The following is a 22,601-nucleotide window of genomic DNA, read 5'->3' as shown; positions in this document are numbered from 1 at the left end:
GCGTCTGCGGTCAAGTGAAATGCGTGACAGGTCATGCAAATCGTATTGCGCCGTTCTTCATCATGAATGGCGGCGCCAATCTTCGTCTCCAGCCCACAATGTCGCGATGTCATGCGCGGCCTTGCGCGGGATGCTGTGCCGCATCCGGGTGCATGGCGTCCATGATCGCCGCTTGTTAAGGTTAGCCGCACCGGGCGCAGATCGCGCCGCGCCGATTCCCAACCCTGCCGAGTCCTGATGTCATCAAGCCCCTTGATCGCCCGCACGGTCCCGACCTTGCGCCGCGCCGCCGACAATCTTCGCAAGCGAAAGGCCACGATCGCGCTGGTCCCGACCATGGGGGCGCTCCATGACGGGCATGTGTCCCTCGTCCGCCTCGCCAAGCGGCGCGCCAGCCGCGTCGTGGTCTCGATCTTCGTCAACCCGACCCAGTTCGCGCCGACCGAGGATTTCGGCGCCTATCCGCGCACCTGGAAGGCCGACATCGCCAAGCTCGCGGCCGAGGACGTCGACGTCGTCTGGCATCCGGACGTCAAGGCGATGTATCCGGAGGGCTTCGCCACCCGCATCGTGCCGGAGGGGCCGGCCCTCGCCGGCCTCGAGGATCGCTTCCGTCCGCATTTCTTCGGCGGTGTCGCCACCGTGGTCGGCAAGCTGTTCACGCAAGTCCGGCCGGACTTCGCGATCTTCGGCGAAAAGGACTTTCAGCAGTTGCGGGTGGTGACGCAGATGGCACGCGACCTCGACCTTGGCGTCAAGGTGATCGGCTCGCGCACCGTGCGCGAGCGCGACGGGCTCGCGATGTCCTCGCGCAACGTCTACCTGTCGCCCGAGGAGCGGCAGACCGCCCCCATCCTCTACCGGGCCATGAAGGAGAGCGCGCGGCGGATCAAGGCCGGCGATGCCATCGCGCCTGCGATGGCGGGCGGCGCCGAGATGATCAAGGCGGCGGGCTTTGCGCTGGACTATTACGAGGTCCGCCATGCCGAGACGCTGGCGGAGGTCGCCTCGCGCAAAGACGGCCCGTTGCGGATCCTGGTCGCGGCCAAGCTCGGCAGCACCCGCCTGATCGACAATATCGCTGCCTAGAGCAGCCCCAGATCACGCAATTCGCGCCGCATCGGCTCCGGCATCGCCGCGATCGAGCCGGCGGCGGACCTGCCGAGATCGGGCGGCACGGAATCCTCCGTGAAATAGCGCCAGCCCTGGAACGGGCGCATCGGCCGCGGCGACACCGGGATCACCTTCGGCTGCATCACGATGCGGCAGCGCCCGATACCGTCCTTGTCGCGGAACGGCTCGATGCCGATGATCTTTTCCCGCGCGGCGATCTCGCCCTTGATCACCCAATAGAGCGATCCGCCGGCGAGGATCTCGGCGTCGCGCTTGGGGACCATGCGGGTGATGTGGACGTGACGTTGCGGCAGACCTTTCTTCTTGGCGGTCTGCATCCGTTCGGCGATCCACTCCTTCAATTCCTTGACGGAGTCGCAGCCGACGGCGAGCTTGATCAGATGTAGCGGCATGGCCCAGCATTAGCCGGGCAGCACCGCATTGGGAATGCCGAACTATTCGTTATCCGCAGCCGCGGGAGCCGCCGCCGTCGCCGGCGGGGGTGCGAGCGGAACCGGTGCTGCGGGGGCACGCGCAGCCTTTGGCGGCGGCGGCCTTTTCGCAGCCGGCGCCGCGGGCGCGGAAGCCTGTGCCGCGGCAGCTGCCGGCGCGCGCGAAGCTGTCGGCGCTGCCGCCGCGGCCGGGGCCGCCTGCCGCGTCGTCGCCGCGGGCTCCGGATTCATGATGCTGACCGGCGGGGTCGACGAGGCGCTCGGGAACTCGGCATTGGTCGGCTTGCCCGTCGGCATCGAGGGCGGCAGACCCGCGAGCGCCGCAGTCGGTGGCAGCGCCGCTGGCGCCGTTGCCATCGCCGGCGCGTTCCAGGCCGGCGCATGGCGCGCGACCAGCGTGTCGTAGAGATGGGAATCCATGTTGGCAGCGACCTGCTGCTGGTCGGTCAGCGAGCGGAACGCGGCACAGTCGAACTGGGTGCAGCCGTCGCGTACGACCAGCACCTGCGCCACGAGACCGTAGCGATCGCGCTCCACCGCCTTGCGCAGCGCCTTCATGTCCGCCGTCAGGCTCTTCTCGGCGGTCGCGGCATCGCCGAGCGCCGTCAGCCGGTCGATGCGGGCCGCGGTGTAGGACACCGAGGCCGCCACCGCATCCGGCGAGCCGAACAGCGCCTTCTCGCAGCCGATGGCCACCGTATCGCCGGCGAGGTCGTCAATGCAGGACAGCGCCGGCAGGCTGGCGACGACCGCACCTTGACCTTGCGCGCGCGTCTCAGTCGGCGCGTCCGGGCCATAGACGCGCACGGTGGCAGCTCCGGCGATCGCCATGGAGAGCAGCGTGATCACGGTCAGGGCGCCGTTCGCGACCGATCTATCGGCGCGCAGCAGCGTGATCAGCAGGATCAATCCGAAGAATCCCGCAGCGGCCAGCGTCATCCACATCGGAAAGGCCGGCGAGCGCCAGATTTGGTCGAGCGAAGCGGCCCATGCCCAGTTCATGCGCGACGTCCCCTCACGCGAGCAGAGAGCGAATGGTCAAGCGAGCACCGCGAGTCGGCAGCTGCCCCGGCCCACCTTTTGAAGGTGAAGCGGGCCTTTTGACGGCGGCAGGACACTATTCCCTGATGGCAGCAATGCGGGGTGCGTGAGCCTTCGGGAGCGCGGACAGGCTCAGGACAGCGCGAGCTGGCTTTCCTTGGCAACGCGTTCGAAGGCTTCGGTCGAGCTCTTGATCCGATACTGGCAGTCGTCGCCATCGGTCGGCAGCAGACGGATGATCTCATACGCGCCGCTGGCGGCGGGGCGCGCGACGTTGCTGGCCGTGAACAATACGCGCGTTCCAATCGGGAATTTGTGCTTCAACACCCTCTCCATCACTCAAACAGCGCCTGCCTCGTCCATGGTCCCACTACGACGGCCGGCCGGAAACCCAGGCGCTGTATAGCACGCGACCTGTGGTTTTGGCCAGCGCCAAGCCAGCATGGCAAGCGCGTATATTTTGCAGTCTTTTCAGAGTGATAGGACCGGAACCGGCGGGCCGATGATACCGGTGCGGCCCTTCGGTCAGACAGCTTGTCGCACCCAAAGCGCCGGCCGACTCGGGGCCGGCGGACCCGAGCAGCCCCGGGGGGTCAGGCGTCCTCGAACTTGGCGATGACGAGCGTCTCAGCGAGGCCGTCCCGGGTCCATTCCTGGAACGCCGGCAGCGCCATCATCGTCTCCATGTAGGCCTTGGTATCCGGCGCGACCTCGATCGCGTAGGTGCGCAGGCGGTGCACGACCGGTGCGTACATCGCGTCCGCCGCGCCGAAACGGCCGAACAGGAATGGCCCCTTCGCGCCGTACCGCGTGCGGCAATCGCGCCAGATCTCCTCGATGCGCGCGATGTTGGCCTTGGCGTCCGCGGACAGCGCCACGGGGCGGATCGGCCGATGCAGGTTCATGCCGCATTCGTTGCGCAGCGCCACGAAGCCGGAATGCATCTCGGCGCACACCGACCTCGCATGCGCGCGCGCGGCGACCTCGTCGGGCCACAGCTTCACTTCCGGATAGCGCTCGGCGATATATTCGATGATGGCGAGCGAATCCCACACCGTGACGTCGCCGTCGACCAGCACCGGCACCTTGCCGGCGCGGCTGAAGGACAGGATCTGCTCCTTGTCCGCGGGATTGTCGGTGTAGAGCGGAATCAGCGTCTCCACGAACGGAATGTCGTTGGCGCGAAGCGCGAGCCAGGGCCGCATCGACCATGACGAGTAGTTCTTGTTGCCGATGGCGAGTTTCAGCGCAGCCATGTCCTCACTCCTTCCAGAGACGTGCTCGAGCGAGCCGCTTTTAACGCCATCGCCTGCTGCCGATCAATCGTTGCCGCACCGGCTCACGCGTGGCAATCGTTGCAGTCCGCGCCCCAGGGCGACACGGCACAATGCGGCGACATGGGCCCCGGCTCTGCAGCGCACCGCTAAAGAAGCGCTGCGCTGCGTCCGGGGCACGAGAGCGGAGTGGCGCACATGCTCTCTCCCCGTCATTGCGGAGTATGAGGCGAGAGCTGGTTCTCCAATGACGCTGTCATTCCCCGCGAAGGCGGGGAATCCAGTACGTCGCGGCTTCTCGGATTGATCTCTGGCGTCTCTGGGATACTGGATCGCCCGCTTTCGCGAGCGATGACATCGCGTGTGTGGTGACAGACATGACTCGTCGGCCTCGCGGCGCAATTCGCCCGAGCTTTGCTTGCGTCGCCACCCTCAAAGCCAAGAGGGTGCAGGGAAGGCCGGGTGCTGACAACGCACCCGCGGTCCGCCGCGCAAAATGCACACGCAGAAGAACCGCACAGCAGCATACAGGTGGTGCCGATCACTCGGCCTTCCCTGCGCGATGGTCGGACGGCTTATGCCGTGCTCTCCCGGGAGCCGAACTTTCCTTCTGGCCTCCCTCGCCGTTCGAATTGACGATGCCGTCCGCCCGGTTGGGCTCGCGCGCATCTTCGATCCGGCTTGACCGTAGCAACGACGGCCAGGACCACACGGTTTTGCCGTACGCACGGCCCGCCCTTTCGCCGCAGTATTTCCAGCCCTGTCGACGGAGCCGGAAACTTACGAGCGAGACGAAGCCTAGCAGCGCCGTTCGTCCGCACGCGGTTACGGACTCACAGGGACTACCCGCCCTGCCCGCACCTCTCGTGCCGACGCTGCCGCGTCCACCGCAAGCCCGGCTCGCGATCAAGACGACCTCGAGATCGCCCCTCCTGGATGAGCCGGGATGGGCGACACATACGCCATTTCCGAATTTCGGTAAAGTGGAATATTTTCGCGGAAGTGGATTGACAGGGGGCGACACAGCAAGGTGCCGCAGCCCGGGCTAGCTGCCCAGATCCCGCGGGCTGAACGGCAGGTCGAGCACCTTCCATTCCTCGTACAGATTGGCGGGCAGCATCTTGTAAGGTTGACAGTTCTGAAGCGCGCTCGTTGCGGACTTCACGAGAGCGACTCCTTTTGCGGAGGGCGGGGCTTCGAGCAGGATCGGCTCGCGCGCCAGCGTGCCGTCGGTCGCGAACACCGTGCGCAGCTTGATGTGAACGTTGTCGGAAGGCGCAAGCCCGGCCGGCAATTTGGCACAGCTGCGCAAATGGCTGCGAAGCGCGGCAATGACCTCGGCCGGAAGCTTCGCGGCGATCGAGTCCGTGGCGCCGCCGCCATCGTCCTTGGGGCCGTCTTTCGACAGCGGCAGCGGCAATTCAGGCGGCAGCCCCAGCATGACGCCGTACCTGACGGTGACGTCAGGCTGCGGCGCCTGATAGGCCGGCGGCGGCGCGGCCTGTGGCTGTGGCTGTGGCTGTGGCTGTGGCGGCATTGGCTGGGCCTGCGGCTGCGCGTTGGCCTCGCGCGGCTTCGGCGAAGGCTGTTGCTGCGGTTGCTGCTGCGCCGGCCGTTGCGGTTCGGGCGTCGGCGATGCGGCCGGCTGCGGGGGCGCAGGCTTCGACGCCTCGGGGGCCTTGTCCTTTTCGGTGAAATCCAGCTTCGGCAGCTTCAGATCGGAAAGCGGCTCCGGGGTCTTCCGCTTGACCTCTTCCTTGACGTTCTCGTCCGCTCTGGCCTCCTCCTGCTTCACCTCCTCGGGCGTGACGATGTCCACCGTGACGGTTTCGGGCGGCGTCGCGCGGAACGGATGGACTTCGCTGATCAGAATGATCAGCGCCACCAGCGTCAGATGGGCGATCGCCGACGCAGCAATGTCCGTCCGTATGATTGTCCGCAGTTCCATCGCCAGATCTTGGATTGCCGCCCTGCTGTTAGCATACCGCGGTCTCCCCTCAATCCCATTTCGGGGCGAAGCCGAAGTCGGTCAGGCGGCCCTTCGGGCTGGCGAGCGCGGCGATCTGGCTCATCTCGTCGTCCGACAGCTCGAAATCGAAGATCTCGATGTTTTCGGACAGCCGCTCAATGCGCGAGGTGCGCGGGATCGCAGCGACATTCTGTTGCACCAGCCAGCGCAGGCAGACCTGCGCCGGCGTCTTGTGGTGGGCGCGCCCGATCTCGGCCAGCGTCTGGTCGGTCTTGATGCGCCCCTTGGCGATCGGGCTGTAGGCGACGAGGGCAAGGCCATGCTGGTCGCAGGCCGCCCTCACCTTCGCCTGGTCGAGATAGGGGTGGAATTCGACCTGGTTGCAGACGAGCGGCTCGGGCGAAGCCGCCACCGCCTGTTCGATCAGCGCCACCGTGAAATTGGAGACGCCGATGTGGCGGGTCAGGCCCATCGTCTTCGCATGCGACAGCGCGCCGAGCGTCTCTGCCAGCGGCACGTGCGAATTGGGCCAGTGCAGCAGCAACAGGTCGACGGAGGGAAGCCGCAACCGCGCCAGGCTCTCCTTGACCGAACGCTCGAGATCGTGAGGTGCGAAATGGTTGGTCCAGACCTTGGTGGTGAGGAAGACGTCGTCGCGCCGCACGCCCGAGGCGCGCAGGCCATCGCCGACCTCCCGCTCATTGTCATAGACCTGCGCGGTGTCGATGTGGCGATAGCCGAGCCGCAGCGCCTGCTCGACCACGCGCGCGGCAAGCCTTCCGCTCAGCTCCCAGGTCCCGAGCCCGATTGCCGGGATTCGTGCGCCATTGGCCTCGACGAACAGCATGAGGACTCCTCTTTCCTTGCGGCAGCCCCAAACGCCATCAGCCGGCATTATGGACCCGGCCCAGGACGCTGCCAACGGAAGCCGTGGGGCAGTTCGGCGGGATATTTGGCGCAGTACTAACGGGAGGTTCGCGTCAACGCTGGTCGGTCCGTCAGACCGTCACGTCAGGCTTTGGCAAGCGCCTGAAATACCGTTTCCGGGGCGTGTGCGATCACCGCGAGCAGGGCGCGGGCCGGCCCCCGCGGAGCCCGCTTGCCCTGCTCCCAGTTGCGGATGGTCTCGACGGGAACGCCGAGCTTGGCGGCGAACTCCATCTGGGTCAGGCAGGCGCGACGGCGCAAATCGCGCACCGCGAGCGAAGAGGTCTCGGCCGGCGCGGCCGTGGTCGTGGGCTCGACCGCAGACGGCTGGACCGGAAATTCCTGTCCGTCCCGCAACTCGACGACCCGTCCGTCCGCCTTCAGCCGCAACCGCATGTCCAGTCCCCCAAGCGCCGGCGATGATGCGGCAGCTCGCTTAAGTTCGGATTAAAGATGCTGGCGCGCCCCGGACGCTGCGCGGCACGACGTGATGCGCTGCTGAGCCGGGGCCCATGTTGCCGCGGAGTACGCCGCCTTCTGGATCCCGGTTCTGCGCAGCAACGCGAAGAGCGTTGCAGCGCGCCCGGGACACCAGAGCGCCCCCTATCTCAACCCGAACCAGAGCGTTGCGATGCCGAGGAAGGAGAAGAAGCCGACGACGTCGGTCACGGTGGTGACGAAGGTGCCGGAGGCCACCGCCGGATCGGCCCTGACACGTTCGAGCGCCATCGGGATCAGGATGCCGCCGAGCGCGCCGGCGATGAGGTTGCAGACCATCGCAAGGCCGATGACGATGCCAAGGCCCGGAAGCTTGAACCAGGCCACCGCGGCGATGCCCGTGATCACCGCGAAGGCGAGGCCGTTGACGAGGCCGACGAGGGCCTCGCGCATCACCACGCGCCAGGCATTGGAGGCGCCGAGCTCGCGCGTCGCCAGCGCGCGCACCGCCACCGTCATGGTCTGGGTGGCGGCATTGCCGCCCTGGCTCGCCACGATCGGCGCCAGCACGGCGAGCGCGACCATCTTCTCGAGCTGTCCCTCGAACAGGCCGAGCACGGAGGACGCCAGGAACGCAGTGGCAAGATTGACCAGCAGCCAGTTGAAACGGGCGCGGGCGATGGTGAGGAAGGTGTCCGACAGCTCTTCGTCGCTGGTGACGCCGCCGAGCGCCTTGAGGTCCTCGTCGGCCTCCTCCTCGATGACGTCGACGACGTCGTCGACGGTGATGACGCCGACCAGGCGGTCCTGGGTATCGAGCACGGGCGCGGCAACGAGATTGTACTTGCCGAACATGCGCGCAACCTCCTCCTGGTCCTCCAGGACGGAGACGCGGCGGCGGTCCTCGTCGGTCAGCTCGGTCAGCGCGATCGGCCGGCGCGCCCGCAACAGCACGTCCAGGGGAACTGCGCCCTGCCAGTGCTGGTCCTTGTCGACGACATAGATCTCGTAGAAGCGGTCGGGCAGATCAGGCGTCTCGCGCATGTAGTCGATGGCCTGGCCCACGGTAAAATCCTGGGGCACCGCGATGAACTCGGTCTGCATGCGGCGGCCGGCGGAATTCTCCGGATACAGCAGGCTGCGCTCGAGCGCGACGCGCTCCTTCAGCGGCAGCTTCTCGAGGATCTCCTCCTGTTCCGCGGCATCGAGGGTTTCCAGCAGCTCGACCGCGTCGTCGGATTCGAGCTCGCGCACGCCCTCGGCGACCGTCTCCAGCGGCAGCTCGTCCAGGATCTCCTCGCGGACAGCCTCGTCGACCTCGTTCAGCGCGGAAAAGTCGAAGTCGGCCCCGGTGAGCTCGACCAGGCGGACACGGTCGTCGGGCTCCAGGGCGCCGATCAGATCGCCGAGATCGGCCTCGTGCAGCTCGGCGACGCAGGCGCGCAGCGATGCGCTGTCGCCGGCCTCGATCGCCCGGGCAATTTCTTCGACGAATTCGTGCCTGATATCGCCGTCCTCATTGCGCATCGGCACGTGGTCGAGTACCGAATCCGCAGCGGGCGGGGCAACGTCCATATGTTCATCCATGGCGCGCCTCGCCGGTTGACAGGTTGGAACCAGTGGTCTGAGCTGATGGTTCAGGCAATACCCACAAGGCAACTGCGAGCGCAATGACAAAGATGCTTCGACTGAGATGGACTTCGATGTCGCTCGGCGCGGCCGTTGCGGCGCTCGCCGGCATCGCCGCGGCGGATGCCGCCGAATGCCCGCGCAAGGACGCGCTCGGCACCTCCCGCGTGCTGAGCGTCGATGCCAGGACGACGCCGCGCGTGGGCCTGAAGAGCTTTCCGCAGACGCTGCAGCTGGCCGATCGCGAGGTCGTGCTAACCTTCGACGACGGACCGTTCCCGCCGACGACGTCGAAAGTGCTGGCGGCCCTGGCGCAGGAGTGCGTGCGCGCGACCTTCTTCCTGATCGGCCAGCACGCCGCCGAATATCCCGACATGGTCAAGCGCATCGCCCGCGAGGGCCACACCGTCGGCCATCACTCCTTCTCTCATCCATTCATGGGGCATATTCCGTTCGAGAAGGCCGTGGCTGACATCGACCGGGGCATCGCCGCAGACGAAATGGCGCTGCGCGGAGTTTCGACGACCACACCTTCGACGCCGTTCTTCCGCTTTCCCTATTTCGAGTCGACCCAGGCACAGCTCGACCTGCTCCAGTCGCGCGGCATCGTCGTGTTCGGGGCCGATCTATGGGCCAGCGACTGGGAGGAGATGACGCCTGAGCAGCAATTGAAGCTCGTCACCGACCGCCTGGCGGCGAGCGGCAAGGGCATCATTCTCTTCCACGACAACAAGGCGCGCACCGCCGCGATGATGCCGGCCTTCCTGCGCTATCTGCGCGAGAACGGCTACCGGATCGTGCATATCGTACCATCGGGCACGTCACAGAAGAACGCCGATGCGCGCTGATGCCGGAATGTCACGCCGGCGCAAAATGGGGTGATTTGAGTCCTATTAACACTCTGTTCATGCTACCCCCTGAAAATGGATGGGGACGTCGCCATGGGAAGGGTTCTTCGCGCCTGAACCGTTTCCTGCCGTCTCCGACCTATTATGGCGGCCATCGCGGATGAGGGCAGACGGGGTTCATGATCGGAAGTAGCGTTGTTGTGCGGACGCGATCGTGGATCGTCCTTTGCCTCGGTGGTTTCCTCAGTGGTTTCCTTGGCTGTTCGGCCGTCGGATCGCCGGCGCTCGCAGCCGAGTGTCCGGGCCATCCGGACGCGCTCGGGACCTCCCGCACCCTCGTGGTCGATCCGCGCGAACATCCGCGCATCGGCACCATGCAGTATCGCGAGACGCTGCCGCTCAGGGATCATGAAGTCGTCCTCACCTTCGACGACGGTCCGCTGCCGAAATATTCCAACCAGGTGCTCAAGATCCTGGCCGACGAGTGCATCAAGGCGACCTTCTTCATCGTGGGTCAGCAGGCCAAGGCGAACCCCGAAGGCGTGCGCAAGCTGGTAGCGGCGGGCCATACCGTCGGCACCCACAGCATGGACCATCCGCTGACGTTCGACCGGATGGGAATCGAGAAGTTCGAGCCGGAGATCAACGGCGGCATCGAGTGGACCTCGGCCGCGATGACCGATCCGTCCCAGCTCGCCCCGTTCTTCCGCATCCCCGGCCTGATGCGCGCCGACGGCGTCGAGGATTACCTGATCTCCCGCGGCATCCAGATCTGGAGCGCCGACTTCCCGGCCGACGACTGGCGCCATGTCTCGTCCGACCGCGTCTATCAGCTCGCGATCCAGCGGCTGGAGGCCAAGGGCAAGGGCATTTTGCTGCTGCACGACATCCAGGCCCGCACGGTGGCGGCGCTGCCGAAGATCATCCGCGACCTCAAGGCGCGCGGCTATCGCATCGTGCACGTGGTGCCGGCGACGGCCGAGCGGCCCGCAACGCCGACCCAGGCGGTGGAGTGGCTGCTGCATCCGCCGACCGAGACCGTGCCGATCGCGCGCTGGCCGGCTGTCCCGCACTTCGTGTTCGCCGAGACCAGGACGCTTCCGGCGCCCGCGCTCGCCGACCTCAACGCTCAGACCGAGCATCAGCCGCTGCTGCCGCGCCGGACCAAGGGGCAGATGGATATCGCATCCACCCTGCCCGTGCCCGGCCGTGCTCTCTTTTCGATTCCGGAAGGCTCGGTCGAGGTGCTGCTGTCGACGACATTGTCGCGGCGTGCCGCGACGCGGCTGGCAATGGCAGCCGCCACGCCGCATGCGGCCAGAGGCAAGGTCGCAAAAGACAAGGTCGCAAAAGACAAGGTCGCAAAGGGCAAGGCCGCCAAGCCCCAGGCTCGGCACACCGCGCATGCGGCACCGGCCGACCCGAACCATGCCGCCCAGGTCAAGAGCGCCACGCCGCGCCCGACCCGCGTCGCCAGTCTGAAGAAGCGCGCCTGAGCTCTACGGCCGCAGGATGGCGGCGACGCAGAGCAGCACGATCAGCGCCAGGAAGAACAGGTCCATGTAGGACTTGAGCTCGCCGTCGCGCCGCAGCCGGGCCACGTCGGTGACGACCTGCCTGCGCGTGTTCGTCCCTCCGGAGCCGTCGTTGATCGGGCCTTGAAGGCGCCGTGTCTCGGCTTCCAGTCTCTCGATCTTCTGGAAGAAGTAGAACGCGCGCAGCGTCGAGGCCCCGCGCATGGCGGCGTAAACCAGCACCAGGATCGCCAGTGTCGCCCGGTTCGGATATTTCTCCATGAAGTTCAGGCTGAAATAGACCACCGCCATGAAGGCAAAATTTGTCAGGAAGCGGTAGACGAAGCTGAGAATGCCCATGCTGGCTCGAACCTTGAGGAGTGCAAGCAAATCGTGCTGCAAATTCGGGATCGGGGATCCAGACCGGAACGGCCAGCCTGGATGCGGTAGCGGCCCGTCTACGCCGAGTTCGTTTCAACAAGAATACTGTCGCCCCGCACCTCGCCGCCTTTTAGCCTGCCCCGGACATAAGGCAAGCCGGAGCATGGCCCGGTGGCGCAGCCCCGCAAGGACAGCCGCAGCGGCTCGATGGCGATTTGGCGGAAGTCGCGATAGACTGGGCCGGCGCTGCCACATCCGGGGTCTGCCGATGTCGAAGAAGGGAATCACCGGCCACGACGACTGGGTTCTGACCGAGGCCCTCGCGACCGCCCTGGTCGCGCTGGAGCAGCTCGAGCCGAAGCACCAGCCGAACGCCCATATGGACGACATCCGCAAGATGCTCTCGAGCGGCAAGGAGCCGGCGGCGGTGAGCCTGCACCTAGCCCAGGCCAAATGCCGCCTATTTCCCGAGCTCGATCCGCTGGAGATCTACCGGGAATACGGCATCGGCGACGAATACGGCTGACGCGGCGGCTTAAGGGCCGCCCGCAACCGATCCCGCGATCGCCATGACCAGCGCGCCGAGATCGATGCTGCCGTTGACGGTCAGCTCTTCGGAGCCTTTCGCATCTTTGGCGCCCGCGATCGTCAGCGCCTGCGGCCGGTTGGCGGCCTGCCGTTGCAGCTCGCCGATGATGGCGTCCTTGAGCTTCTCTTCCAGCATGAGCTTTCGTCCTTCGCGCGCGATCCTCTCACTCAAGGCAAAGCCGCGCCCTTCGTTCCCTCACGCAAGCCGCCGCGGCAGGCTGTGATGGATGTTGCAGGCGGCGACCGCGGCGTGGCCGAACGCGACCGAGATCTGGTGCAGATCAGTGACGACATCACCGATGCCGTAGAGCCCGCGGACGGAGGTGCGCTGGTGGTCGTCGACCTTCAGACAGCCCTCCTCGACATGCGCGGCGCCGAGCGCCACCGCGAGCTGCGAACGCACCTCGGCCCCCATCGCAGGATAGATCGTGTCGAATTGCAGCGTCCGGCCGTCGGCGAAGACGGCCGCGATGCCCTCGCCGCTCCGCCGCAGATGCAGATCGGGCGCGGCCACGACTTCGACGCCGGCCTCAGTCAGCTCCGAGGTTGCACTCTGGTCGTCATCCGGTCCGGTTGCGAGCAGCGTCACGTCGCGCGAATAGCCGCGCAGGAACAGCGCCTTGCTGCCGGCACGCTGAAGCGGACCGACGATACCGATGCGGCGGCCGGTCGCCTCGAAGGCGTCGCAGACCGGACAATAGCGCAGCACCCCGTCCGCGACCGCAGCGCGCCACTCCTCGAAGGGCGGATGCGTGTCGACGATGCCGCTGGCGAGAATGACGGTGGCGGCTGCGTGCGCTTCGCCGTTCCAGCTCGCTTGAAAGCCGTCCTCGTGCCGCCGCAACCCCGTGACCTCGGCCGCCACGCGCGTGACCGCGAGCTCGTCCAGCTGCGCCGACATCCTCTCGATCAGCTCCGCGCCTGACAGGCCGTGGACAAAGCCCGGAACGTTGTGGCTGCGCGGAATCAGCGCGGCCCGGCTCGCGCCGGCATCGACGACGCAGACGTTGCGGCGGAAGCGCGCCAGATAGATCGCGGCCATCACTCCGGCAGGGCCGCCGCCGACGATTAGGCAATCGAACTGCGCCGGCTTCATTTGGGGTTCGGATCCGCAAGACCCTCGCCCGGATCCTGAAGGCGCCCGCTCCTTGCCAGCCGGACGGCGTTGCCGAGCGCCTGCGCCGCGTTGCGCACCTCCTGCTGGAATTCCAGGTCCTCATCGAGCTCATGGTGCGAGGTGGCGTATGGCTCCATGTAGCCGACATAGCCGTCGAGCTCGGCGAAGCGGCCCGCCGAGATCAGCTGCATGTCGGTCAGCCAGTCCGACAGGACGCGGCGCACATTCTCCGCACCGACGGCATCGCCGTGCACGACGATTCCGAAATGACGGCCGGCGAGATGGCGCGGATACGCCCAGCCCTTCAGCTCCATCGCCTTGGCCTCGTCGGCCTTCTTGCCATGCGTCGAGGTCGGATCGGGATTGCCGCCGTCGGCGCAGACCATGCGGTCCATCATCGCCTTGAGGCCGGATGGCACGTGATACCAGTTCACCGGCGTCACGATCAGGATGCCGTGAGCGGCCACCCACAGCGGATAGATCTCGTTCATCCAGTCGTGGGTCTGCCCCAGCGAATAATTCGGATAGCAGCTGCACGGCCAGTGGCAGAGCGGCATCGCGGTGCTGACGCAGGATTTGCAGGGATGAATCGTCTTGCCGAACTCCGAGGTTAGGCGCGACAGATCGAGGATGTCGACGGCAAACCCCATCCCGGTGAAGACAGGCTCGGCCAGCTTGACCAGCCGCCAGGTCTTGGACATCTCGCCGGGACAGGTGTGCTCGCTGCGCGCCGAGCCGTTGATGACGAGGATGCGCGGCGTCTCGTCCGCGTCATCGTGCCGTCGCTGCGCTTCCAGGATTTTTGCGCGCGCATCGAGCCAGTCGACGGCGATGTCGTAGTCGGGATCGGAGAAGCCCGGACCCGCCTTCCGCGTCAGCGGCGCCTTGCGGGAATGGCTGTAGGCGTCCCAGGCCGCCGCGGTGATGGCATCGAGCTCGCGCCCGAGGGGTGCAAAGACGGGATCGACGAACTGCCCCTTGTAACGCCGCTCGAACTCATCGCGCGACAGCTTGACGGGCGGCATCCCCTTGCGAATTTCGGCGTCGCTCATGCGTGCTCCGGCAAAGTCGGCTGTCCGACCAACCCGGCGCACTGCGCGCGGTTCCTTCCGCTACTGGCGAACGATGTCCCGTGGCGCATCGAACTTGGCGATGCGCCGGTCCAGCCGCCACAGCTCGATGCGATGCACCAGCACGAGCGCGGCGGCCTGGCGCTTGGCCTGCTCGTCGTCGTCGCAGACGAGATTGATGCAGCCGAACACGTGCCCGTCCGGATCGATCTGGAAGGCGCGGTAGTGCTTGAGGCTGCCCATCATGATGGCCCTCGTCTTTGCGACACGGGCGCACTCAGCCAGTCAGTCAGGTTCGACGTCATTTCGTTCTGCTTGGCGCGTTGCAGCAGAATCTCCCGTTCCCTGCCGGGCGGCAGGCTGCTTGCGCGCTCACGGGCCTTTTCGGCGAAGGCGGCGAGCCGCTCCTGGAGCGACTGGGTCTGTTTCCTGCGGTTACGTTTGGCGGTCATCGGACTTTCACAGCGGATTTCGGATGAGGGAAATGGCCCCGGCGGGGGTCGGGCACCGGGGCCCAAGTTCTCTTGTCACTCAAGTCGCTTGCCGGTTGGGGCGGCCCACACCGGCAACCATCGCAGCTTCCGCCGCAACCGTCGGTTCCAGCATTTCAATAAGTTAACGCTGCGTGATTTTGCGGATGCCTCGCTGTGCAATGCGCCGGAACCGAAATGCTGATTCGTCTGTTCAAGGTTGACCCGAAGGAGGATCATCATGGCGAAAGCAACATGGAAGCGGCCGGGCTCACCGATCGGCCGCAAGGGACCGCGCAAGGCCAATCCCGCCTACAAGCGCCGCGCACGGCAGCCCTGGACGCCAGCCGACGTAAGCAAGTTGAAGCAGCTTGCCAAAGGCAACACGCCGACCGGCGTGATGAGCATCAAGCTTCAGCGCCCGGTCGCCGCCATCCGCAGCAAGGCGCAGCGCGAAGGCATCTCGCTGCGGCCCGCCAACCGCTCGCCCTACAACCGTCGAACCAAAGCGGCGAAGCGGCGTTGACGACACGCACCGCCGGGTGACAACCGGACACAACGGGGAACGATGGACGTGGTGCTCATTTTTCCGGTTTCTGCCCACGACATCAGCGCATCGGTACGCGCCGACATCTAACCCGTTCCCGGCGCGTGCAGCCGCAACGCCGCGCGCGCCACGGCTTTGCCGCGCCGCAACGCTCGCCGTCAGTCCGGCGGCTGCAGGCCGGGTGAGCGCAGCCATTCGCTCATCTGAGAGCCGGTTTCGGCCTGACGTGCCTTGCGCAGCATCTCGTCGCGGGCAGCACCCGGCGGAAGCGAATCTGCTTCTTCGCGCAGCCGCTCTGCCTCAGCAGCCAAGCGCGCCTCGAGCGGATCCGTTTGCTTGGATTTGCGCCGCGTCAACATGAACGTTCTCCCTGGTCCTCGGAGAGCGCGCCGTTGCGTTCCCGGTCGGTCGCGCCAAGCCGGTTCGGCGCGCGAACCGACAACGCTCCAGAGGTGCAGCGGTTGCCTGCGTTCCGCGAAAAAGCCGTCGTCCCCACCGCTTCATCCGAGCGCAGATGGCCGAGACCTAGTTGTCCTGATTGTCCCGGTGAGCCCTGATCTCCGTGCGGACCATGGCGCTTTCCATGATCGCCAGCCGCAAATCGGCGAGAATTTGATCGTGACGCTCCATCAGCAGCCGACGCTGCTCCCGCAGCAGGCGGCTGTCATCGATCGCGCGAGTTGCGCGAGATATCAGGACGTCGCGCATGGCATCATACTGACATACCGGCAGACGCGCGCATTTAAGCAAGTTACTTAAACTGAGCCATCGGCTCAAATTGACCAGACAATTTACGGAACGTGCGCGCGCAGGAGGTCAAAGGAACAGAATCGATGAGGCTCTACATCTTGAGCGTCGCCTAAGCGAGTTGCCGTTCCAGCTCATGACGGGCTTGCCGCAGTTCTTTCCTGACCTCGGCATTGAGAGCGCGCAAGCGGATACTTTCCTCGATCGCACGATCGGCACGGTCGAGCAGATTCCTGGTCTCGGGATGAAAAGGATCATCGTACATGCCGGCTCCCGATCAATGCAGGCGGGAGCGCGCGATCTCTCAGCCACCGGCGCCTACGGACAGGGCCTTGGCCGGTGATGCGGATAAAGTGGCTCAGGTCAGCACCTGTTCCTAGTGCACAGACTGCAGAATCCGACTGCGTCGGCGCCCGGTCCGGTCCCCACCGATCAGCGGTTCATCCGTGCTCTCAGCCGCCCCGATAGACATGCAGATAGCCTGGCGAGAACAGGGCCGCCCTCTTGAGCGCGTCGATATCCCTGATCACCAGCGTACGATCGCGCAGCACAATGAGCCCAGAGGCGCGCAACTCCTGCAGCGTGCGATTGAGATGAACCACCGACAGGCCGGTGGCGTCCGCCAGATCCATCTGCGTCACCGGCATCGCGCAGCTGTTGCCCTCCACCATGCCGACGGGGCGAAGCCGCTCGAAGATCTCGCAGAACAGATGCGCGACGCGCTCGAGCGCGGCGCGACGGCCGAGATTGATGACCCATTCGCGCTGGATCGCGTTGTTGACGAGGGTCTCGCACAAGAACGCCTCGGCAAGCGAACGGTCGGCGGCCAACAGGCTGTCGAAACGCGCGCGCTTGATCTCGGCGTAGACGATCGGGGTCAACGTGGCGATGGAATGGTCCATGGTGGCGAGCAGGAACGCATGAGCGTCGCAGCTCTCGCCGGGAAAGATGAAGTTGACGATCTGGCGCCGGCCGTCCTCGAGCGTCTTGTAGCGGCAGAGCCAGCCCGACAGCACGATGCGCACGCTGTCGACGGGATCGCCTTCGGAGATCAGGTCCTCGCCGGCTCCGGCGCGCTGCAAGCCCTCGAGCATCGCATATTCAAGCGAGGCGCGCGCCTCCGGCGACAGCGGTCTCAGCGCGTTCAACCGGCGAATGGCCGGTTCCAACAGGCTGCGATCGGCAGTCGATAATGGCATCAGTTAGCCAAAGAAGGCGTGTGGAAGGAGCCCTTGCTCAATGGAATTGCGATCATGCATTGCAGCCCCCCCGAATTAAAGGCCATCCTGGTCTGGCCCTTCAACTCGAAGGCCAGCGTACGCTCGAGAAGCTCGGTGCCGAAGCCTTTTCGCGGCGGCGGCGGCACCTGCGGCCCTCCATGCTCCCGCCACTCGAACATCAATTGCGCGGGCGCCGTGCTTTCGTCGATGCGCCAGGAAACCTCGATGCGGCCCGACGGCTGGCTCAGCGCACCGTATTTCAGCGCGTTGGTCGCAAGTTCGTGAATGGCAAGAGCGAACGTTTCGGCAGCCTTGGGCTGGAAGCGCACCTTCGGTCCGGAGACCCGCATTTGCTCGCCTTCGCGCGCATCATAGGCCAGCAATTCCTCGACCACGAGATATTCGAGATCGACTCCGCCATGTGGATCCCGGGTGACCAGCGCCTGGGTCCGGGCGAAAGCATTCAGCCGGCCGTCGAGATGCGAAGCATATTCCTCCACCGTGGAGCTCGTCTCCGCCGAGCGGCGGGCGATCGAGCGCACCACACCGAGCGTATTGCGAACCCGATGCTGAAGCTCGGCCAGAAGCAGGCGCTGCTGTTCCTCGGCGCGGGTGATCGCCGTGACGTCGATGAAGGTGATGACGACGCCCGCGATGAAATTGTCGACCCTGCGGTAGGGTAAGACCCGCGCGATGTATCTCTTGCCGTCGTCAGGCGCGTTCAGCTCGCGCTCGGCGCTCGCCAGGGTGCGCAGCACGCGGCGGACGTCGTCATAGAGCTCCTCGATCGGAACGCGCGCCTTGATGTGAGAAATGGGGCGGCCGGCATCGGTTTCCACCAGATGCAAGACCTGCGTGATCGCAGGCGTGAAGGTCATCACCCTCAGATCGTTGTCGAGGAACACGGTCGCGATCTGCGTGCTCTCGAGGAAATTCTTGAGGTCGCTGCTGGCGCGGGTCAATTCCTGGACACGGTGCGCCAGCTCGCCGTTGACGGTCGTCAGCTCCTCGTTGACCGATTGCAGCTCTTCGCGTGACGTCTTGAGCTCCTCGTTGGCGGACTGAAGCTCTTCGTTGAGCGATTGGTATACCTCGCTCGAGGATTTCAGCTCCTCGTTCGCGCCTTCGAGCTCCTCGATGGTGACCTGCAGCCGCTCACGCGTCGCGCGCAGCTCGCTTTCGAGCCGCTCGACATGGTCGGTGAGAATGACGGTGTTGGGCTTGCTGTGGTCGTCCGCGACCGATGGGGCCGGTCCGTCCTTGAACAGCGAGCTCGCAGCGGCCGCGGGCACCTCGTCGACCCCCTGCTTCTCCTCCAGGCGGCGCAGACGACGGGCATAGACCTGGATGTGCTCTGGAATGTCTTCCGGCGGCAGCACGTAGTCCGCGATCGCCGCCGGTGTGTTGGCATTGAAAGCGTCCGATGTCTCGCTCGCGACCCTCTCGGCGATGGCAAGGCCGCCGCGATCCTTGAGCGTGGCGGTACCCAGCGTGCCGTCGCCGCCGGTGCCGGACAAGATCACGCCGATGGACTTCTCAGCGCGCTCCTCCGCCAGAGACACCAGGAAGCTGTCGATCGCGGCGCGCTCGCCGGACGCCTGCTCGGCCTTGCGGATCGCGAAACGCCCGCCCTGGATCGTGATGATCGTGGCAGGCGGGCACAGATAGATCGTACCGCCTTCGATCGGATGGCCATGGCCGGGATCTGACAGCCTGCCGCCGCTGGAGCTTTGCACGATCTGGCGCAGCCGGGCCTCATCGAATGCATCGTGATGCTGAAGCGCCAGCACGATCGCCTGGTCGGCGCCCAGGGTTAGCTTGGCGAAGAAACGCTCGATGCTGTCCAGCGCGGCCAGCGAGGCGCCAACGCCGATGACAAGTGGGGACTTGATCTGGCGCTCTCCTTCGGCTGCGTGCTCGCCGACTTCTGTCATGGACCGGGTAGCTCTCTCACTGGCCGGCACCAACGGGTGCCCGGTCCCTGCAAATAGCAGAAATCAGCGGGATCCCAACAGATCAAAGGCAACAAGGTCACAGAGCCTCCTTCGATGGTTCGCGACCTCTCAGCCCTGGGGTGGAGCCGCGTGGGCGGCGCGCGGCCTTCAGGGCTTCGGCGCCGCCGGCAGGTCCGGCGGCAGGCGGCTCAGGATTTGCTTCAGCGGCGGGGTCGCCCCCGCCGAGCCACCGATCACGATGATATCGCGGTTGCTCATGGAACCCGTTTTCGATTGCGTCGTTCTGCAACCAAGGCAGGTCCCCGTCTTATGTTCCTACGGGGCCGACGCGAAGGCTGAGGCATCATAGCGATGTTGCGTGGATCATCCGGCCGGCCTGCACCTCTCGCCGGGCGCAGGGTTTTCGTGGTCGAGGACGAGTATTTTCTCGCCGATGACATCAGCGAGACGTTTCGCGCGCTGGGCGCCGAGGTGGCAGGTCCCGCCGGGCACCTCGAGGACGCATTCAAGATCCTGCGCGACGGCAGCATGCTGGATGCCGCGGTCCTGGACGTGAACATTCACAGCGAGATGATCTTTCCGATCGCCCGCGAGCTACGGGCGCGCAAGGTGCCCTTCGTGTTCACGACGGGATATGAAAGGATCAACATCGGCCCGGAATTTCACGACGTGCCGCTGATCGAAAAGCCGTTCGATCTTGCGGCGATGGCGCGGAAGCTTGCAGCGCTGATCGCCGATCCGCGGGACGGTCCACGATAGGACTGGATAAGACGCTCAGAACAGATGCGCGAAGGTGAGCCAGGCGGTGACCGCCAGGCACAGGAGAACCGCGGCGTAAGGCAGCGCAACGCGCAAGGCAGCCTCCGGCCCTAAAGCGCGACGCGATCGTCATCGCGCCTTAGGTTATGGTTTGAGCAGGATCTTTTCGGAAAACCGCTCCGCACTTTTCCGGATCATGCTCTAAGTCATCATCATCCAGACAAGCGCGCCCATCATCACGAGAAAGCCCGTAATTGCGGTCGCGACAAAGGCCTGTTCGATGCGATCCATACCCCGGCCCCTCTCCGACGGGGTGCAGCTTGACCGGCTCGGGGCCCGGACGCATTAGGCTATGTGAATCGGCCCCGGCGCTTTTTGTCAAATGCCGGAGGCCGAACCTGCCACCACGGATAGCAGCGGAGTCACGTCACGATTTCGCCGTGCCTGGCTCGGCCATCTTGCGATGCTGCTTGGCCAGCATCTCGTTCGGCATGACGTTGGCGATCGTGGTCTGGAGCTTGTTCTTCAGCCCGGTGACGATGTCGGCCTCGCCGCGCAGCATCGCATCGAAACCGGCCTTGGCGACGTCGTAGGCGCCGTCCTTCGTCTCGCTGCCGACCTTGGTGTCCATCATGTCGGCGCGGCGGAAGAACTCGGTGTCGGTGGCGCCCGGCATCAGGCAGGTGACGGTGACGCCGCTGTCGCGCAGCTCCTCGCGCAGCGCGAACGAGAACGAGTCCAGAAACGCCTTGCTGGCATTGTAGGCGGCCTGGAAGCTGCCCGGCGTGAAGCCGGCGATCGAGCCGGTGATCAGGATGCGCCCGGCATTGCGGCGGAGCATCTCGTTGCCGACGCGGTGGATCAGGTACAGCGTGCCGGTGATGTTGGTGTCGATCAGGTGCTTCACCCGGGCAAAGTCCTGGTCGAGGAAGGCCTTGCCGAGGCCGATTCCGGCATTCGCGAGCAGCGCATCGATCGGCCGGTCGCCGACCGCGGCGCAGAGCTTGTCGACGCCTTCGGTGGTGGACAGATCGGCCTCGACCGGCTCCACGCTGCCCCCGAGCCGGCGCAGATCGACGGCCACCCGTTCGATCTGGGGCTCATCCGCGGCGATGACGAGGTTGAAACCGTCCTGGGCACAGCATCTGGCGAGCTCCAGGCCGATGCCGGTGGAGGCGCCGGTGACGACGGCGAGTTGATTGGCGGGCATGGCACATGTCCTTGAGATGGGATGATGACGCCCAATCACTCCGCCGCCATCTCGTTCCAAACGGGTGCGCTGCGAAGAATTGCACCTCGCTTAGCAACCATCGTTCATTTCTGGACTTGAGTGCCAACTGGTTCAGCCGAGAGGACGATAGATGAAGGCGCTGGTTTGGCACGGCAAGGAGGACATTCGCTGCGACACCGTCACCGACCCTGAGATCCAGGATCCGCGCGATGCCATCATCAAGGTCACGAGCTGCGCCATCTGCGGCTCCGACCTGCACCTGTTCCACAATTTCATTCCCGGCATGCTGCCCGGCGACATCATGGGCCACGAGACCATGGGCGAAGTGGTCGAGGTCGGCTCCGGCGTCGACGGCAAGCTGAAGAAGGGCGACCGGATCGTGGTGCCCTTCACGATCATTTGCGGCGAATGCGACCAGTGCAAGCGCGGCAATTTTTCCGTCTGTGAGACCACCAACCGCAAGCGCCATCTCGCCGACAAGGCGTTCGGACACGCCACCGCCGGCCTGTTCGGCTACACCCACCTGACCGGCGGCTATCCCGGCGGCCAGGCCGAATATTTGCGCGTGCCCTATGCCGACGCCACCCACATCAAGGTGCCCGCGGGCATTCCCGACGAGCAATTGCTGTTCCTCAGCGACATCTTCCCGACCGGCTGGCAGGCCGCGGTGCAATGCGACATCGAGCCGACCGACACGGTCGCGATCTGGGGCTGCGGCCCCGTCGGACAAATGGCGATCCGCAGCGCCATCCTGCTCGGCGCCAACCAGGTGATCGCGATCGACTGCCTGCCGGAGCGGCTGAGCATGGCGGAAGCCGGCGGCGCCACCACCATCAACTTCGAGACCGAGAGCGTGGTGGAGCGGCTCCAGGACCTGACCGACGGCAAGGGCCCGGAAAAATGCATCGACTGTGTCGGCATGGAGGCGCATGTGATGCCATCTCAGCCCGACACCCTGCTCGACCGCGCCAAGCAGATGGTGATGGCGGAGAGCGACCGGCCCCACGTGCTGCGCGAGATGATCTATGTCTGCCGTCCCGGCGGTATCATCTCGGTGCCGGGCGTGTACAGCGGCTTGTCCGACATGCTGCCGATGGGCGCTTTCATGAACAAGGGCCTGACGATGCGGACCGGCCAGACCCACGTCAACCGCTGGACCGACGATCTGCTGCGCCGCATCGAGGACGGCGAGATCGACCCGTCCTTCGTCATCACCCACACTGTCCCGCTCGAACAGGGACCGGAGATGTACCAGGTGTTTCGCGACAAGCGCGATTCCTGCGTCAAGGTCGTGTTGAAGCCCTGAGGAGC

Annotated in this window: 27 protein-coding genes; 7 read left to right on the top strand and 20 right to left on the bottom strand. The window is 65.6% G+C overall.

Annotated features, from left to right (window positions below; translation table 11 throughout):
- Window positions 1-237: 237 nt before the first annotated feature.
- Window positions 238-1,089 carry a pantoate--beta-alanine ligase gene (panC, locus tag WI560_RS12805; RefSeq protein WP_375308298.1) on the top strand — a complete coding sequence of 284 codons (852 nt, stop codon included), beginning with the start codon at window positions 238-240 and terminating at the stop codon, window positions 1,087-1,089.
- Here the strand turns inward: panC and WI560_RS12800 are convergent.
- The 8 genes from WI560_RS12800 to mgtE form a co-directional block, all read right to left on the bottom strand.
- Window positions 1,086-1,526, bottom strand: coding sequence for a DUF1489 family protein (locus WI560_RS12800; RefSeq protein ID WP_375308297.1), 441 nt, complete (start codon window positions 1,524-1,526; stop codon window positions 1,086-1,088). The two genes, panC and WI560_RS12800, sit on opposite strands and share 4 nt — an antisense overlap.
- 42 nt (window positions 1,527-1,568) lie before the next feature.
- Window positions 1,569-2,567, bottom strand: a complete 999-nt coding sequence (locus WI560_RS12795; RefSeq protein WP_375308296.1) for a hypothetical protein — start codon at window positions 2,565-2,567, stop codon at window positions 1,569-1,571.
- A 171-nt stretch (window positions 2,568-2,738) separates the two neighbouring features.
- Window positions 2,739-2,942 (bottom strand): hypothetical protein, encoded by a 204-nt coding sequence (locus tag WI560_RS12790; protein WP_126258634.1) that lies wholly within the window; start codon window positions 2,940-2,942, stop codon window positions 2,739-2,741.
- Window positions 2,943-3,199: 257 nt separating this feature from the next.
- Window positions 3,200-3,862, bottom strand: coding sequence for a glutathione S-transferase family protein (locus WI560_RS12785; protein ID WP_375308295.1), 663 nt, complete (start codon window positions 3,860-3,862; stop codon window positions 3,200-3,202).
- A 1,063-nt stretch (window positions 3,863-4,925) separates the two neighbouring features.
- A complete protein-coding gene (locus tag WI560_RS12780) occupies window positions 4,926-5,828 on the bottom strand; it encodes a hypothetical protein (RefSeq protein ID WP_375308294.1) in 903 nt (300 codons plus the stop codon).
- 49 nt (window positions 5,829-5,877) lie between these two features.
- Window positions 5,878-6,696 carry an aldo/keto reductase gene (locus tag WI560_RS12775; RefSeq protein WP_375308293.1) on the bottom strand — a complete coding sequence of 273 codons (819 nt, stop codon included), beginning with the start codon at window positions 6,694-6,696 and terminating at the stop codon, window positions 5,878-5,880.
- Between the two features lie 164 nt (window positions 6,697-6,860).
- Window positions 6,861-7,178, bottom strand: a complete 318-nt coding sequence (locus WI560_RS12770; RefSeq protein ID WP_375308828.1) for a helix-turn-helix domain-containing protein — start codon at window positions 7,176-7,178, stop codon at window positions 6,861-6,863.
- A gap of 201 nt (window positions 7,179-7,379) precedes the next feature.
- Window positions 7,380-8,801 (bottom strand): magnesium transporter, encoded by a 1,422-nt coding sequence (gene mgtE, locus WI560_RS12765; RefSeq protein WP_375308292.1) that lies wholly within the window; start codon window positions 8,799-8,801, stop codon window positions 7,380-7,382.
- A gap of 83 nt (window positions 8,802-8,884) precedes the next feature.
- On the opposite strand from mgtE, the gene WI560_RS12760 reads away from it, so the two are divergent.
- Both WI560_RS12760 and WI560_RS12755 read left to right on the top strand, forming a co-directional pair.
- The gene (locus WI560_RS12760; RefSeq protein WP_375308291.1) at window positions 8,885-9,691 is read left to right on the top strand and encodes a polysaccharide deacetylase family protein; all 807 of its coding nucleotides are present in this window, start codon (window positions 8,885-8,887) and stop codon (window positions 9,689-9,691) included.
- Window positions 9,692-9,870: 179 nt separating this feature from the next.
- Window positions 9,871-11,187 (top strand): polysaccharide deacetylase family protein, encoded by a 1,317-nt coding sequence (locus WI560_RS12755; RefSeq protein ID WP_375308290.1) that lies wholly within the window; start codon window positions 9,871-9,873, stop codon window positions 11,185-11,187.
- Between the two features lie 3 nt (window positions 11,188-11,190).
- Here WI560_RS12755 and WI560_RS12750 read toward each other — a convergent pair whose 3' ends face one another.
- Window positions 11,191-11,565 carry a hypothetical protein gene (locus WI560_RS12750; protein ID WP_028135867.1) on the bottom strand — a complete coding sequence of 125 codons (375 nt, stop codon included), beginning with the start codon at window positions 11,563-11,565 and terminating at the stop codon, window positions 11,191-11,193.
- 289 nt (window positions 11,566-11,854) lie between these two features.
- Between WI560_RS12750 and WI560_RS12745 the strand changes: the two genes are divergently transcribed.
- Window positions 11,855-12,112 (top strand): hypothetical protein, encoded by a 258-nt coding sequence (locus tag WI560_RS12745; protein ID WP_049820053.1) that lies wholly within the window; start codon window positions 11,855-11,857, stop codon window positions 12,110-12,112.
- Window positions 12,113-12,121: 9 nt separating this feature from the next.
- Here WI560_RS12745 and WI560_RS12740 read toward each other — a convergent pair whose 3' ends face one another.
- Genes WI560_RS12740 through WI560_RS12720 form a run of 5 tightly spaced genes read right to left on the bottom strand, consistent with a single transcriptional unit; the run spans window position 12,122 to window position 14,813 of the window.
- Window positions 12,122-12,310: a hypothetical protein gene (locus tag WI560_RS12740; protein WP_028135865.1), complete on the bottom strand. Its 189-nt coding sequence runs from the start codon at window positions 12,308-12,310 to the stop codon at window positions 12,122-12,124.
- Window positions 12,311-12,370: 60 nt separating this feature from the next.
- Window positions 12,371-13,270 (bottom strand): NAD(P)/FAD-dependent oxidoreductase, encoded by a 900-nt coding sequence (locus WI560_RS12735; RefSeq protein ID WP_375308289.1) that lies wholly within the window; start codon window positions 13,268-13,270, stop codon window positions 12,371-12,373.
- Window positions 13,267-14,343 carry a flavodoxin family protein gene (locus WI560_RS12730; protein ID WP_375308288.1) on the bottom strand — a complete coding sequence of 359 codons (1,077 nt, stop codon included), beginning with the start codon at window positions 14,341-14,343 and terminating at the stop codon, window positions 13,267-13,269. Before WI560_RS12730 ends, WI560_RS12735 begins: the two co-directional genes overlap by 4 nt.
- Window positions 14,344-14,403: 60 nt before the next feature.
- A complete protein-coding gene (locus WI560_RS12725; protein ID WP_375308287.1) occupies window positions 14,404-14,607 on the bottom strand; it encodes a hypothetical protein in 204 nt (67 codons plus the stop codon).
- Window positions 14,604-14,813: a hypothetical protein gene (locus tag WI560_RS12720; protein WP_375308286.1), complete on the bottom strand. Its 210-nt coding sequence runs from the start codon at window positions 14,811-14,813 to the stop codon at window positions 14,604-14,606. The genes WI560_RS12725 and WI560_RS12720 overlap by 4 nt, the downstream gene beginning before the upstream one ends.
- A gap of 259 nt (window positions 14,814-15,072) precedes the next feature.
- On the opposite strand from WI560_RS12720, the gene WI560_RS12715 reads away from it, so the two are divergent.
- A complete protein-coding gene (locus WI560_RS12715) occupies window positions 15,073-15,357 on the top strand; it encodes a hypothetical protein (protein ID WP_375308285.1) in 285 nt (94 codons plus the stop codon).
- Between the two features lie 179 nt (window positions 15,358-15,536).
- Here the strand turns inward: WI560_RS12715 and WI560_RS12710 are convergent, their stop codons facing one another.
- The 5 genes from WI560_RS12710 to WI560_RS12690 all read right to left on the bottom strand — a co-directional run bounded on the left by WI560_RS12710 (window position 15,537) and on the right by WI560_RS12690 (window position 19,279).
- Window positions 15,537-15,737 (bottom strand): hypothetical protein, encoded by a 201-nt coding sequence (locus WI560_RS12710; protein WP_375308284.1) that lies wholly within the window; start codon window positions 15,735-15,737, stop codon window positions 15,537-15,539.
- A 166-nt stretch (window positions 15,738-15,903) separates the two neighbouring features.
- Window positions 15,904-16,086, bottom strand: a complete 183-nt coding sequence (locus WI560_RS12705) for a hypothetical protein (protein WP_375308283.1) — start codon at window positions 16,084-16,086, stop codon at window positions 15,904-15,906.
- A 151-nt stretch (window positions 16,087-16,237) separates the two neighbouring features.
- Window positions 16,238-16,390, bottom strand: coding sequence for a hypothetical protein (locus tag WI560_RS12700; protein WP_375308282.1), 153 nt, complete (start codon window positions 16,388-16,390; stop codon window positions 16,238-16,240).
- 187 nt (window positions 16,391-16,577) lie between these two features.
- Window positions 16,578-17,324: a Crp/Fnr family transcriptional regulator gene (locus WI560_RS12695; protein WP_375308281.1), complete on the bottom strand. Its 747-nt coding sequence runs from the start codon at window positions 17,322-17,324 to the stop codon at window positions 16,578-16,580.
- Window positions 17,324-19,279 (bottom strand): chemotaxis protein CheB, encoded by a 1,956-nt coding sequence (locus tag WI560_RS12690; protein WP_375308280.1) that lies wholly within the window; start codon window positions 19,277-19,279, stop codon window positions 17,324-17,326. Before WI560_RS12690 ends, WI560_RS12695 begins: the two co-directional genes overlap by 1 nt.
- A 372-nt stretch (window positions 19,280-19,651) precedes the next feature.
- On the opposite strand from WI560_RS12690, the gene WI560_RS12685 reads away from it, so the two are divergent.
- Window positions 19,652-20,059, top strand: coding sequence for a response regulator (locus WI560_RS12685; RefSeq protein WP_375308279.1), 408 nt, complete (start codon window positions 19,652-19,654; stop codon window positions 20,057-20,059).
- Window positions 20,060-20,486: 427 nt separating this feature from the next.
- On the opposite strand, the gene WI560_RS12680 is transcribed toward WI560_RS12685, so the two are convergent.
- Window positions 20,487-21,269: an SDR family NAD(P)-dependent oxidoreductase gene (locus WI560_RS12680; RefSeq protein WP_375308278.1), complete on the bottom strand. Its 783-nt coding sequence runs from the start codon at window positions 21,267-21,269 to the stop codon at window positions 20,487-20,489.
- Window positions 21,270-21,420: 151 nt separating this feature from the next.
- Here WI560_RS12680 and WI560_RS12675 point away from each other — a divergent pair, with 151 nt between their 5' ends.
- The gene (locus WI560_RS12675; protein ID WP_375308277.1) at window positions 21,421-22,596 is read left to right on the top strand and encodes a zinc-dependent alcohol dehydrogenase; all 1,176 of its coding nucleotides are present in this window, start codon (window positions 21,421-21,423) and stop codon (window positions 22,594-22,596) included.
- Window positions 22,597-22,601 lie beyond the last annotated feature (5 nt).

It is taken from the genome of Bradyrhizobium sp. A11, assembly GCF_042077125.1.
In the GTDB taxonomy this organism is placed as follows: Bacteria; Pseudomonadota; Alphaproteobacteria; order Rhizobiales; family Xanthobacteraceae; genus Bradyrhizobium; species Bradyrhizobium japonicum_B.
The sequence above is the reverse complement of the archived record's forward strand: the minus strand, read 5'-3'. Positions and strand labels throughout refer to the sequence as shown.

Bases quoted from the DNA above. Each gene is read 5' to 3' on its own strand.
- panC (WP_375308298.1), top strand. From the start codon at position 238: ATGTCATCAAGCCCCTTGATCGCCCGCACGGTCCCGACCTTGCGCCGC.
- WI560_RS12800 (WP_375308297.1), bottom strand. From the start codon at position 1,526: ATGCCGCTACATCTGATCAAGCTCGCCGTCGGCTGCGACTCCGTCAAG.
- WI560_RS12795 (WP_375308296.1), bottom strand. From the start codon at position 2,567: ATGAACTGGGCATGGGCCGCTTCGCTCGACCAAATCTGGCGCTCGCCG.
- WI560_RS12790 (WP_126258634.1), bottom strand. From the start codon at position 2,942: ATGGAGAGGGTGTTGAAGCACAAATTCCCGATTGGAACGCGCGTATTG.
- WI560_RS12785 (WP_375308295.1), bottom strand. From the start codon at position 3,862: ATGGCTGCGCTGAAACTCGCCATCGGCAACAAGAACTACTCGTCATGG.
- WI560_RS12780 (WP_375308294.1), bottom strand. From the start codon at position 5,828: ATGGAACTGCGGACAATCATACGGACGGACATTGCTGCGTCGGCGATC.
- WI560_RS12775 (WP_375308293.1), bottom strand. From the start codon at position 6,696: ATGCTGTTCGTCGAGGCCAATGGCGCACGAATCCCGGCAATCGGGCTC.
- mgtE (WP_375308292.1), bottom strand. From the start codon at position 8,801: ATGGATGAACATATGGACGTTGCCCCGCCCGCTGCGGATTCGGTACTC.
- WI560_RS12760 (WP_375308291.1), top strand. From the start codon at position 8,885: ATGACAAAGATGCTTCGACTGAGATGGACTTCGATGTCGCTCGGCGCG.
- WI560_RS12755 (WP_375308290.1), top strand. From the start codon at position 9,871: ATGATCGGAAGTAGCGTTGTTGTGCGGACGCGATCGTGGATCGTCCTT.
- WI560_RS12750 (WP_028135867.1), bottom strand. From the start codon at position 11,565: ATGGGCATTCTCAGCTTCGTCTACCGCTTCCTGACAAATTTTGCCTTC.
- WI560_RS12745 (WP_049820053.1), top strand. From the start codon at position 11,855: ATGTCGAAGAAGGGAATCACCGGCCACGACGACTGGGTTCTGACCGAG.
- WI560_RS12740 (WP_028135865.1), bottom strand. From the start codon at position 12,310: ATGCTGGAAGAGAAGCTCAAGGACGCCATCATCGGCGAGCTGCAACGG.
- WI560_RS12735 (WP_375308289.1), bottom strand. From the start codon at position 13,270: ATGAAGCCGGCGCAGTTCGATTGCCTAATCGTCGGCGGCGGCCCTGCC.
- WI560_RS12730 (WP_375308288.1), bottom strand. From the start codon at position 14,343: ATGAGCGACGCCGAAATTCGCAAGGGGATGCCGCCCGTCAAGCTGTCG.
- WI560_RS12725 (WP_375308287.1), bottom strand. From the start codon at position 14,607: ATGATGGGCAGCCTCAAGCACTACCGCGCCTTCCAGATCGATCCGGAC.
- WI560_RS12720 (WP_375308286.1), bottom strand. From the start codon at position 14,813: ATGACCGCCAAACGTAACCGCAGGAAACAGACCCAGTCGCTCCAGGAG.
- WI560_RS12715 (WP_375308285.1), top strand. From the start codon at position 15,073: ATGGCGAAAGCAACATGGAAGCGGCCGGGCTCACCGATCGGCCGCAAG.
- WI560_RS12710 (WP_375308284.1), bottom strand. From the start codon at position 15,737: ATGTTGACGCGGCGCAAATCCAAGCAAACGGATCCGCTCGAGGCGCGC.
- WI560_RS12705 (WP_375308283.1), bottom strand. From the start codon at position 16,086: ATGCGCGACGTCCTGATATCTCGCGCAACTCGCGCGATCGATGACAGC.
- WI560_RS12700 (WP_375308282.1), bottom strand. From the start codon at position 16,390: ATGTACGATGATCCTTTTCATCCCGAGACCAGGAATCTGCTCGACCGT.
- WI560_RS12695 (WP_375308281.1), bottom strand. From the start codon at position 17,324: ATGCCATTATCGACTGCCGATCGCAGCCTGTTGGAACCGGCCATTCGC.
- WI560_RS12690 (WP_375308280.1), bottom strand. From the start codon at position 19,279: ATGACAGAAGTCGGCGAGCACGCAGCCGAAGGAGAGCGCCAGATCAAG.
- WI560_RS12685 (WP_375308279.1), top strand. From the start codon at position 19,652: ATGTTGCGTGGATCATCCGGCCGGCCTGCACCTCTCGCCGGGCGCAGG.
- WI560_RS12680 (WP_375308278.1), bottom strand. From the start codon at position 21,269: ATGCCCGCCAATCAACTCGCCGTCGTCACCGGCGCCTCCACCGGCATC.
- WI560_RS12675 (WP_375308277.1), top strand. From the start codon at position 21,421: ATGAAGGCGCTGGTTTGGCACGGCAAGGAGGACATTCGCTGCGACACC.